The 10756-nt window shown below is 62.8% G+C and carries 10 protein-coding genes; 2 read left to right on the top strand and 8 right to left on the bottom strand.

Annotated elements, in window-relative coordinates:
• Positions 1–101: 101 nt before the first annotated feature.
• From DW2_RS00345 to DW2_RS19255, 3 genes are read right to left on the bottom strand one after another with little or no spacing between them, the layout of a single operon-like run.
• Positions 102–740, bottom strand: a complete 639-nt coding sequence (locus DW2_RS00345; RefSeq protein WP_038142442.1) for an invasion associated locus B family protein — start codon at positions 738–740, stop codon at positions 102–104.
• Positions 741–754: 14 nt separating this feature from the next.
• Positions 755–2320 carry a ShlB/FhaC/HecB family hemolysin secretion/activation protein gene (locus DW2_RS00340; protein ID WP_038142440.1) on the bottom strand — a complete coding sequence of 522 codons (1566 nt, stop codon included), beginning with the start codon at positions 2318–2320 and terminating at the stop codon, positions 755–757.
• On the bottom strand, positions 2317–2712 hold the full coding sequence (locus tag DW2_RS19255; RefSeq protein WP_162178873.1) for an invasion associated locus B family protein: 396 nt from the start codon (positions 2710–2712) through the stop codon (positions 2317–2319). Before DW2_RS19255 ends, DW2_RS00340 begins: the two co-directional genes overlap by 4 nt.
• A gap of 501 nt (positions 2713–3213) precedes the next feature.
• On the opposite strand from DW2_RS19255, the gene DW2_RS19610 reads away from it, so the two are divergent.
• A complete protein-coding gene (locus DW2_RS19610) occupies positions 3214–3888 on the top strand; it encodes a hypothetical protein (protein ID WP_156102830.1) in 675 nt (224 codons plus the stop codon).
• A gap of 66 nt (positions 3889–3954) precedes the next feature.
• The gene (locus DW2_RS00325) at positions 3955–5346 is read left to right on the top strand and encodes a tyrosine-type recombinase/integrase (RefSeq protein WP_081874784.1); all 1392 of its coding nucleotides are present in this window, start codon (positions 3955–3957) and stop codon (positions 5344–5346) included.
• A 950-nt stretch (positions 5347–6296) separates the two neighbouring features.
• On the opposite strand, the gene DW2_RS00320 is transcribed toward DW2_RS00325, so the two are convergent.
• From DW2_RS00320 to DW2_RS00300, 5 genes are read right to left on the bottom strand one after another with little or no spacing between them, the layout of a single operon-like run.
• The gene (locus DW2_RS00320) at positions 6297–7208 is read right to left on the bottom strand and encodes an FAD:protein FMN transferase (RefSeq protein ID WP_038142436.1); all 912 of its coding nucleotides are present in this window, start codon (positions 7206–7208) and stop codon (positions 6297–6299) included.
• Positions 7208–7756: a nitrous oxide reductase accessory protein NosL gene (locus DW2_RS00315; RefSeq protein ID WP_038142434.1), complete on the bottom strand. Its 549-nt coding sequence runs from the start codon at positions 7754–7756 to the stop codon at positions 7208–7210. Before DW2_RS00315 ends, DW2_RS00320 begins: the two co-directional genes overlap by 1 nt.
• Entirely contained in the window at positions 7753–8580 is an 828-nt protein-coding gene (locus DW2_RS00310; RefSeq protein ID WP_038142431.1) for an ABC transporter permease, read from the bottom strand. Before DW2_RS00310 ends, DW2_RS00315 begins: the two co-directional genes overlap by 4 nt.
• A complete protein-coding gene (locus tag DW2_RS00305; protein ID WP_081874783.1) occupies positions 8577–9491 on the bottom strand; it encodes an ABC transporter ATP-binding protein in 915 nt (304 codons plus the stop codon). Before DW2_RS00305 ends, DW2_RS00310 begins: the two co-directional genes overlap by 4 nt.
• Positions 9488–10750, bottom strand: a complete 1263-nt coding sequence (locus DW2_RS00300) for a nitrous oxide reductase family maturation protein NosD (protein WP_038142430.1) — start codon at positions 10748–10750, stop codon at positions 9488–9490. The genes DW2_RS00305 and DW2_RS00300 overlap by 4 nt, the downstream gene beginning before the upstream one ends.
• Between the last annotated feature and the right edge of the window lie 6 nt (positions 10751–10756).

The following is a 10756-nucleotide window of genomic DNA, read 5'->3' as shown; positions in this document are numbered from 1 at the left end:
ATTCCGGCGATAGGTCATCGCGGTGCCCCCCCCTTTTTGAAGCGGTCCCACTGCCGCTTTTCGGCGGCCCCCTCCGGCCGCCTCAGTCGTCAGGCCGACTGTCAGCCTTCTGCTTTTCTGAGCACCTCAAGTGCCTTGTTGAATTGCTCCACGCTCACACGCAGAACCACCGGCTTGCCCTCGGCGGTCGGCTTGTAGCCGAACAGGATCGCCTTATTCTCGTTGAAGAGGTTCAGCTCATCGGCCGAGAGCGGCGCAGCGGCCTCGCAAACACCGTTCAGGCAGGTCTGCCAGACCATGTCGCGCTGTTTGAGATCGTCCTTGCCCTCGAAGCGATAGACCGCGCCGCCGGGCAGGTAGACGCCCATCGGGACTTGCGCGATCAGAACCGCACCATCCTTGGCCGGGACCGCGATGAAACGCGCAAGAAGCTGGTTCGAATTCTTCACGCGCTGCTCTTGTACGAGGCGGCAGACCGTCTTCTTGACCGTCGCGGCCTGACAGGAGACGACCCAATCCCCGAAGGCAGTGTTATTGGCGATATCGCTCGATGCGTCGGTCGCGGCGGGCGCGGCTTTCTGCGCAGCGTCGGCGGGGTTCGCCACCGGCTGGGTCTTGCCGTCCTCCGTGGCCGTCTGGGCAAAAGCGGCGGGCGCGAAACATCCCAGAGCGAACACGGCGACGGCCACCCCTTTCGCGATCCGTGCGCCCAGCTCTGCCCTCTCAATCATCTTGGTCATTCTCTCGGTTCTCCTCAGAATTTATAATCAAGCCCGACATAGACCGTTGGTTTGCCTACATCGGAGAAGCCCAAAGTCTTTTTCAGCGGCACACCGACGCTCGCCAGCAACGCCACTTTCTCGCGCAGGGCCGTGGCCGCGCCGACCCCGAGCGAGGCCAGCACGTCCTGACTGGAATCGAAGCCCCCCGAAGCGCGATAGGGCACCACGGCCGCCGCATCGACAAAGGCGAAGGGCCGCACGTTCAACCGCCCCTTCATCCACGAGAAGGGCTCGCGCTTGGAAATCTGGAGGTTCAGAACAACCCCGGAATCGCCGCCGCGCACCTCGCTGGGATAGCCGCGCACGCTGCCCACCCCACCGGCCGTGATCAGGCGCGACACCGGCAGGTTCTGGCCCGGCGCGATCTGGAAATTCGCGGTCGCGTCGAATTGCAGCAGCGTACCCAGAGGCGTGCTGAAGCTCGCATCCCCATAGATCAGCTGGTAAGGCCCCTCGGTCTCGGAAGTGCCTTTGGCATCCGCCCGCCCGATCCGGACCCCGAGTCCGATGCTCGCACGCGCTTTCGGCCATTGCCGATAGAACCGCCCGATCGCGTAGACCTCGCGCAGCGAGATATCCGAGAACCCGATCGAGCCCGCCTTGGACTTGTCGCGCCCGGCATCGAACCCGCCTTCGAAGGTGTAATAGCGATCCGGCCCGATCTTGAACGGGCGTCGGTAATTGACGGTAAAATCGGTGGAATCCGAGGTGATCTGGACCGGGACGAATTCGCCCCCGATGATCGCGCTGTTCGAGCGGCTGATCGCCGCCGTCACGACACCGCCTTTCGGGCCGATCGGCCGCGAATAGCCAAGCGAATAGGCCGAAGCCCCTTGCGACTTCTGCGCCTGCAAGGAGAGCGCATCGCGCACGCCCGTCACACTCGCCCAACGCACGAAGAGCGAGGCCCGGGCGCGGCCCGTCTCGGGGCGACCGTAATTGTCGGCCGACAGGGTCGCGGTGAAACGCTTGGGCGCGTCGCCATAGATCGTCGCGACGGTCGTGCCCGGAGCGGTACCGGGCGAGAATTTCAGCGACGGACGGATATCGTAGGAAAGGTCGAAGACGCGCAGTTCACGGGCGATCTCTTCGAAATCGGGCTTTTCATCGAGCGGCAGCGAGAGGCGGTCGCGCAGGAAAGCCGGGTTGGTGCGCGGGAAGCCCTCGATCTTCACCGACTCGACCTTCGCCTCGATCAGCGCGACATGCAGCACGCCGTTGCGGATCTCCTGCGGCGGCAGAACGGGCTCTGCCGTGGGCACCCCCGCGACAACGTAAAGCCGTTTGATCTCTTTGATCATCTTCGTCAGATCGTCGAAGCTGATCGGGCGGCCCGTGTATTGCGCGGCGACCTTTTGCAGCTGCTCGGGTGCGAGATAGCTCGACGGATCGAACTCGACTTTCGACAGCGTGAAGGTCTGCACGGTGACAGAGCTCGTCTCGACCGTCCCTTTCGCCTGCGCTTCGGCATGCGCGGTTGTCAGCGGCGCCGTGAACGCCGCGCCGGCCAGAAGCATTATCAGCAGCAGGGATTTCACTCTTGCGCCTCCTCGCCCCGGGCCTGCGCCAAGGCTTTGGTCAGCCCCATCAACGACACGTCGAAGCGGATCGGTGGCGCGTTGGGAGCAGGTCGATAGGTCAGTTGCGCGGTGCGGGCAGCCTTCCACGCCTCAAGCGCGGGGCCCGGAAGATCGAGGCGCGCCTCGCAGGCGCCGGGCACGCAGCGGATCAGTCGCAGCCGTTGCTCGGCACCGCCCGAGAGCTTCGCGAAAGCGCCCGAGCCGATATGGATCTGCTGCGGCAAGAGGACCTGCAACCGCGCGCCGCCAGCGCTTTCGGGCTGCATCCGCAGGGTCGCGAGCCAGGTCCGGTCTGCCGCGAGTGTCGTGGTCGCGGCAATGCAAGGCTGGGACGCCTCCCGGCAACTCACCTTCCAGTCGCGAAACGTCCGGCTTTGCGGCGAGGCTTCGGCGATTGCCGCGGCTCCACTGAAAGACAGGGCGAGCCACAGCGTTGAACCGAGAATGGAAAAGAGGTTCGGACGCCACGCGAAAACCGCCGCAAGACGGGACGGTCCAAATAAAAAAAAACAGCCTTGATCGAAATGGAGAAACCATGCGTCACCCATTTGAAATCAGCACACGGACTGAACCAAATGGCCAAAACGCCTGGACCGGATTTACGGCATATCCACAGTGATGACCGGCACTGTGCGTCTTCAGACTATTAACGCTTAGTAAAAGGTGCGTCATTTTGTCAACAAAAGTTTTTTTCGTGCGATTGCAACATCTTGTGAGACAACTCGAGGTTGTTTTACGTTAGGTAACTCGCCTTGACTTCAAGAAACCCTGGCGCCCTCGTGATCCGCGAAAATCCAACACCCTGACGGGAATTTCCGGCTCGAGCACGGTACGCCCACTCCCGGCGCGAGGTGACGCTGAAAATCCCGCGCGGCGGGTTATGCTGCTGCTCGGCCCCTCTGGTAGAAGATGGATGCGCGCGAGGCGCTGCGGCCCTCGGGGCCGGAAGGGCCGCTCGGTCACTTCACGGCCCGGATGTCAGGCGGGAGCAGCAACGCGTTGCGATCGCCCTGGCCGACGCCAAGGTCGTTGCCGTTGGGGATGACTGGAAATCGATTTTCCGGTCGCCCGATCCGACCTCCACATCAGACGCAATTTCGGGCGCGGGTTCGGCGGGACATTCGCCGGAAAATGAGCGCCCGTCGGACGAGAACCTCGGGCGCGCCATCCGATTTGTCGACAAGTTCGCACTGGCGGCTCGGCGCTTCGTCCTGCGCAATCCAACCCAGCTCTCGGAGATGCTCGCTCCTGCGGGCGCGGCGAACCAAACTGCAAGCCGGATCGCTTGGACCCGTCGCGAAAACACGGGCTCTGACAGATATCAATTTATTGGGCGGGATGAGTGGTGCCCGGAGGCGGATTCGAACCACCGACACGCGGATTTTCAATCCCAACTGCACAACCTTTACGCGAGTCACTACGCTGCACAGGACGTCGTGATACGCCATGGCTTCATATTTTTTATCACGCCAAAACAGATACTTACGAAATTTTTTTCTATTCAGAAGCGACTCGCCGAGGTATAAACCCACTCAAGGCACAGCGCGACTATTGTATCCCCTGTGTAACCCCATCGGTTGGAGCACACACTGATGTCAAGAAAAGTCGCGCTGACCGACTGCTTCATTCGCAACCTCAAGCCCCAAAGGGCCCGAGAAGAATATTCCGACACGAAACAAATTGGGCTGCGCCTGAGAGTCAGTGCGAGCGGACGCATCACTTTCGCCTATCGCGGTCGCGCGCGCGACGGGAAGCTAAGAACCGTGACAATCGGGGACTACCCGTCATGGAGCCTGAAAGGCGCACGCAACGATGCCGCTCGAATTCGGATGGAACTGAAGCAAGGCAAGGATCCGAACGGAGAGAAACGTCGGCTGCGCGAGGACGCTGCGCGCGAAAAGGTCACGCTTCGGGATGTGCTCGACGAGTATGAGGCAATAAAGGCCGGGGGACAGAAGATCTGGCGAAGACCACCTCGCGGTCGGTGCGAAGCACGGCTGCGTATCGAAGCCGTGTTCGAGAAGCTTCTCGACCGCCCTGTATCGGAGATCACCGAAGTCGATCTCGCTCATGCAATGAGGACCTACAAGCCCCGCCGGGATCGCGGCAAGACGACCGCACATGGGCAAACCTCGCGCGCGCGGAGTTACCTCGCGAGACCGCTGGATTGGGCCGCCGGGCGCAACACGTTCAAGAAAATCGGCGCTGGCCGCTCCCCGTGCGTTGGAACCCCGGACATCCGCGACACGCATGATTTCTCCGAGGACGACCCCACAATCACTGGGAAGCGCGAGCGAGTGCTCAAGGGGTCCGAACTCGCGAGAATTCTGCCTTATCTGCGATATCCCGCGCCGAAAGAACTGAAATTGATCGATGTCTCACATGATGACCTTCGCCCAATCGCGATGCGCTTCATTTTGTTGACCGCAGCACGCCTGCACGAAGTTATCGACATGCATTGGCGCGACGTAAATTTCAGCTCCGGCACATGGTTCAAACCGAAGGTCAAAGCGAAGGGCGAGGCTCGGAGCCAAGTTTTACCTTTGTCCAACGAGGCAATCAAAATCCTCAGCTCGCTGCCAGGCCATAATGAGCGAGACCCCGACGGGTATGTTTTCCCGAATTTGGAAGGTGGACCGCTGGGCAATTTTAGTCGCGCTAATAGTGCGATCATGCGCGAGAGCGGAACCGCAAATTGGCATCGGCACGATCTGCGCCGAACCGCGAGCCAGATCATGCTCGAATGCGGTGCTCCGCCCCTCATTGTGGATACCATTCTCGCTCACACGAACGCTTTGACGAAAACAGGCGCATCTCAGTCGATCAGTCACTACGGAGCGGTGGCAAAGACGATCATGCTGCATGTGGAAGACCCGCAGAAATCCGCCCTTGAGCATGTTGCGAAGGCACTCAATTTCTACGAACTTTTAACCCCTGACCAGATCAAAGACTTGGAGGAGGAGGAGAAGGCATTGGGACGCTAGAGACGAGGCGCTGCGATCCGTGTGGCTGCCGAGGGCGAACACGGCCCGAAGGAGCCTCAGCCCCCGGAAATATGCTCAAATTCAGGCATCCCCCCCGCGCAAAGGCCGCAATGACGCCATGCTCTCGCCCCATTTCCACACTATCAACAAAAACCTTAATTCCCAACTTATGTTTGATAATCCTGAGGGGTTGCCAAATGCTCACTACACGCAACGAATTTTCTTGCAAACACCCTCCACCCAATAGGCCTCGCTCGTATTGTGGAAACGCTACCCTCGCTACGCTGCTGAATTTCACTGGACTGATCATGAAGGCGGCGCTCTCAGTGACGTTGTTGCTTTTCACCCCGACCTCGATCTCTGGTAACGCTCCCTATGGCGGTGTGGCGTGCAGCATTCTTGGTGTGCTTCTCGCACTGGACATTCTGAAACAGACATCAGCCTGAGCTCAACTGCTCCCAAGCGAAATTTGATCTTGCCAACCTTTGACCTGGCGGTGACGGTTCGGGCAGCGACAAGCTCGAGCATAGAACGCACGTTGGCTAATCCGTGCTGTGAATTGTCAATTGGCACGCAATTCCCCCCAATCGGCGTCCGTGTTTGGAATCCCGCTTCGATGCAAGAATTTTCTCTAACCTTTTGAGCGCGTTATCTAGTGCGGTCATGTTTCAGGTTTCTCAGGTGCGGCCAAGCAATGCCGCGGGTCGGTATGGTGATGCACGGATCGGAAACCAGATCAAAATTGCGAGCTCGCAGCTCGTTGGACACCACTGATTTTCCCGACCCGGATCTGTTCGATCATTTACCCATACGTGTCATCGCACTGCTCACATCGCCGACGCTCCGCACCGCCGCGGTCAGCAGACCGCGCCAACAGGATCTCGGCAGTCCTCGTCTCGCACGAGCATGGCCCAGAGCACGCGTGCAAACTTGCAGGCAGCTACCTGAGATCAACTCCAAATAACCTTCATTCCATCCTCCTCCCAAGCTTGTATGGTCTTCGGCCCGGCAAGCACCGCGGCCGTTGAAAATGCGTCAGCCACAGCAGCTCTCTGGTGAACGACGTTAGCGGTTGGCGGTGACCTCCAAATAGCTGGAGTGTCTCTTGCAGGGTTGAAGATATGACCAATGCCCGCCGCCGGGTTCACCAATGTTCCGACCAAGCTCGACGACGCGATTGCGCGATTGCGCAGGTTCAGCCTGCTGCCATCGCTCAGGCCGACATGCCAGCCGTCCCCGCCCGGCCGTGCACCCAGCGCCCGGATCTCGCCGATATCCACCAGCAAATCGCGCAATCCCTCTCGACGCAGCAATTCGACGATACGGTCCGTGATGAACCCCTGGGCGATCCCGTTGAGGGTCAGGGCCATGCCCGCGTGCGAAAATGCTATCCGGGCCGGCAAGATTTCCACACGGTCAAATCCGACCAGTGCACGCGCCGCCGCGATCTCTCCGGCATCGGCAATAGTGCCTGTGGCGAAACGCCGGGCATGGAGGGCGAACAGCGGCTGAATCGTCGGGTCGAACAGACCACCGGTGCGGTGATGGACACTTCGGGCCAGCGACAGCAGTTCGAGCATCTCCGGGGACGGAGCGTCCAGACGCCCGTCCCGGTTTAGCCGGGCAAGGGCGCTGTTGGCCCGATAGAGGCTGAATTGCGCTTCCAGCCGGTCGAGTTCGGCTTCGATCTGGGCGAAAAGCGGAGCCGCCTCCGCTGACGCTATCCCAGCGAGCTTGATCTCGGCATGGGCACCGAGGGCATGCCCCTGCCAGTGGGCCAGCGGCGTGGCACGGCCGAGCGTTGGCAGAGCGCAGGCGGCGGCAGCGATCAGCAGGGCGCGGCGGCGAGTGATCCTGGCCATCAGTGCATCCCTTCTTTCGCGGACATGCCCTCCATGTCCGAGTCTGTCTCCGAGCCCATGTCGGGGTGCACATAGCTTTCAGGCACGTCTTTCAACGCCACGATCCGGCCACCGGCCTCGGCGACGAAGGCCTCGGCGCCATCGCGACTGGCGAATGGCACCGCCTCGGGCATGCCCATGCCGCCCTTGCGCTGGCTGTCGATCACGAAGACGGCGCCGTCGGCGTCGGTCCAGGCCTTGTCGCCCGGCACCGCCCAGCTTTCGGCGCGCGCCATGTCGGTGACGTAGAACGCGGTGACCTCGCCGTCGCGCTCGGGGTCATGCAGATAGGCGATGGCGTCGCTGACCTGGCCAAACCAGATCGGATAGTCGTAGCCGCGCAGATGGATCTGCGCCTTGGGGCCGGGATGGTCGGCGACTATCATCTGACAATAATGGCCCAGGGCCTCGTCCGTCAGGGCGGCGGGCGCGGGCTTGGCCGCAGTCTGATCCTCCTTGCAGGCGGCAAGTCCGCAGGCGAGCAGGGCAATGAGAAGAAGACGGATCATGGCACGATCTTTCCTGTAAGACGAATACCCAGCAGCACCGGCGCCGCCAGCCAGAAGCCGAGCACCGCGAGCGCAAGCTGAGGCGGGAAGGGCAGGGTCCGGGCGAGGCCGTCGATGCCCGAGACCGGCGCGGCGTCGAAGGCCGCGAGGTTGTAGATGCGGAAGGCGTCGGCCGGATTGGCCAGCACCATCCAGGGGAAGATGTGGCTGGTAAAGACGCCCTCGCCCGCGGCGATGACCCCGCCCAGCAGCGCGAGGTCGTAAAGCACGACGAGGAGCAGCCAGCAGGCGATGGCGAAGGCTGCAGCATTGGCCGTGCGCCCGGCCGCCGCCGAGAGCGCGAGGCCGATGGCCACGAAGACGGCACCGAGGGCGAAACCCGAGCCGACCAGCCGCGCCCATGCGGCGAGTCCCTCGGCGCTTAGACCGTAGACTGCGCCGATCGCACCGCCGGCAATGGCGAACCCGATCGTGATGGCTGCACCCACCGCCGCGGTCTGTGCGACGAACTTTGCCACGAACAGTTCCCACCGCCGCGCCGGGGTCGCGAAGGTGAGCGCAAGCGTGCCGCGCTCGACTTCACCGGACAGCGCGTCGTAGGACATCAAGAGCGCAATCAGCGGGATCAGGTAGACCGAGAGGGTCGAGAGGCTGGCGGCCGTCAGGCTGAGCACGTCGGCTTTCAGCGCTGGACCCTGTCCGGCGCCGAGGAACCCGAGTGCCAGGGCGAAAGCGGCAAGCGCCGCGGTGGCGAGCGCGACCCAGAGGTTGCGCCGGGCAAGACGGAATTCCTGGGCGGCGATGGTGGCGAAACGAAGGATCATGGCCGGATCTCCCCTGCAGTGAGGTCAGAGTAGTGGCGATAGAGATCGGACAGGCCCGGACGGTGCAGGTCGACATCTCGGACCATCTCGGGCAGTCCGGCCAGTCGGGCGACCAGTGGCAGCGCCTGCTCGGCCTGGCAGCTCAGGTCGAGCCGGCATCCGTTGAACCGGGTGCCCCCGATCTGCGCCTGCAGCCGGCTCGCCTGTCCGGCATGGGCGGTCACCCGGATCGTGGTGGGCAGGGCGGCGCGGCGGGCGAGGTCATCCAGCGTGCCATCCGCCACCAGGCGCCCGCGCGAGAGGATCGCGATGCGCTCGGTGCGGTGTTCGATCTCTTCCAGCCCGTGCGAGGACAGAAGCACCGAGCAGCCTCGACCCGCCGCCTCGGCAATCACCGCGTAGAAATCGCGGCGCGAGATGGGATCGAGTCCGCTGGTCGGTTCGTCCAGCAGCAGAAGCCGCGGCGTCCCGATCAGCGCCTGCGCCAGGCCAAGGCGCTGACGCATACCTTTGGAATAGCCGCCGACCGGACGCTGCGCAGCCTCGGCCAGCCCGACGCGGTCAAGCAGTCCCGAGATCGCGGAAAAGGGAGCCCGCCGCAGGCCCGAGAAATAGCGGAGCACCTCGGCCCCGGTTACGGTGCCCGGGAAGGCCACTGTCTCGGGCAGATAGTTGACCGCGGTTCGCGCGGCATCGGTTCCCGGCGGATGGCCGGCCACCGTTACTTGCCCCGTAGCGGGGGGAAGGAAAGCGAGGATCGTCTTGAACAGGGTCGACTTGCCCGCACCGTTGTGGCCAAGCAGCGCCAAACGTTCGCCCGGCGCGACGCTCAAGTTCACGCCGTCGAGTGCCTGAAGCCGACCATAGCGGACGCCCAACTCCGTGACGGTTAGGATCGGTTGATCGCTCATTGCGTTTCTCCTGGTTTCGGAGGTAGCCCCGCCCCCTTGGGCGAGACCAGCGGAGCGCTGTCGATCACGCCGCCGGGGAGCAGGCCGGGAAAGCGCTGCTGCGACCAGCGGATCAATTGCACCGCAGGCGCGCCCATCAACAGTTTGGCCATTGGCTGCGACCAAACCACCCGGTCGATCGCGGTATTGGGTCGGTAAGGGCTATCCGCGCGGCCGTTACCGTCGATGTCGAAGGCGACATGATCGGACCAGTAGTTGCCGGTGCCGTTCTCAGACCACTCAAGCCAGCGGGTGCCTACGTATTTCACCTGCAGCCGGTTGCCGATGAAGGCATTGCCGGAAATCACGTTGCGTTCGGACCCTGCGGTGAAGTGCACGCCAATCCCGCAGCCCTCGAAGCGGTTGGCGGTGATGCGATTGACATTGGAATTGTAGACGAAGAGGCATTTCTCGCCGCCATTGCGCACCTCGTTGTGGGAGATCACGGCGTGATTGGCGAAGTTCATGAAGAAGCCGTGGGCGCTGTCGTCGTCCGACAGGTTTTCGGTCACTCGCAGCCGGCGCGAATACATCAGCGCGAAGCCCATGGTGTTGCCCCGGCTGACATTGTCCTCGACCACCAGCTGGTTGGAATACATCGAGTGGAAGGCATAGCGTAGGTTCGTCATCACGTTGCGCCGGTAGGTGGCCTTGTTCGAGGTGGTCACGAAGACCCCGTCGCGCCCCTTGGATATTCGGTTGCCCTCGACCAGCAGGCCGGGGGCATTCCAGACGTAGATGCCTGGGCCGCGCTCCGGCACCCTCAGATCGTCGCGGCCTTCGATGGTGTTGTTGCGCACCGTAACGTCATGGGCGCCCTGAACGTCGACACCGATCAGGTTGCCGATCAGCCGATTGTTCTCGACCAGCGCATGGCGGGCGCTCTGCGCCAGCGCGACGCCACTGTCGAGATGGTCGAGCCGCTTGCCCGCCCCGGTCACGGTGAGGCCGCGAAGCGTGACGTCGGGCGCGGTGACCGAAATCACCGTGCCGGTGCCGCGCCCCGCGACCTCCGCCCCCTGTCCCGTGAGCGTCAGGGGTTTGTCGATGGTGATCGGCCCGGCATAGCGTCCCGTTTCCAGGATCAGCACGTCGCCGGGCCGGGCTTTTGCGATGGCCCGGATCAGCGCTTCCGGTCCGGGCCGCACCGTCACCTCGCCCGCCGCCGCGGCAAGCGGCGTCAGGCAAAGGATCAAGGCAAGGAACGGCCGGAAGCGCATCTTCTC

Origin of the sequence: Thioclava atlantica, assembly GCF_000737065.1 — a bacterium.
GTDB classification, from domain to species: Bacteria; Pseudomonadota; Alphaproteobacteria; order Rhodobacterales; family Rhodobacteraceae; genus Thioclava; species Thioclava atlantica.
The sequence above is the reverse complement of the archived record's forward strand: the minus strand, read 5'-3'. Positions and strand labels throughout refer to the sequence as shown.

What these genes read in the sequence shown, in the direction of transcription:
- DW2_RS00310 (WP_038142431.1), bottom strand. Translation starts at nt 8,580, where the DNA reads ATGATCCTTCGTTTCGCCACCATCGCCGCCCAGGAATTCCGTCTTGCC.
- DW2_RS00300 (WP_038142430.1), bottom strand. Translation starts at nt 10,750, where the DNA reads ATGCGCTTCCGGCCGTTCCTTGCCTTGATCCTTTGCCTGACGCCGCTT.
- DW2_RS00320 (WP_038142436.1), bottom strand. Translation starts at nt 7,208, where the DNA reads ATGGCCAGGATCACTCGCCGCCGCGCCCTGCTGATCGCTGCCGCCGCC.
- DW2_RS00325 (WP_081874784.1), top strand. Translation starts at nt 3,955, where the DNA reads ATGTCAAGAAAAGTCGCGCTGACCGACTGCTTCATTCGCAACCTCAAG.
- DW2_RS00315 (WP_038142434.1), bottom strand. Translation starts at nt 7,756, where the DNA reads ATGATCCGTCTTCTTCTCATTGCCCTGCTCGCCTGCGGACTTGCCGCC.
- DW2_RS00305 (WP_081874783.1), bottom strand. Translation starts at nt 9,491, where the DNA reads ATGAGCGATCAACCGATCCTAACCGTCACGGAGTTGGGCGTCCGCTAT.
- DW2_RS00345 (WP_038142442.1), bottom strand. Translation starts at nt 740, where the DNA reads ATGACCAAGATGATTGAGAGGGCAGAGCTGGGCGCACGGATCGCGAAA.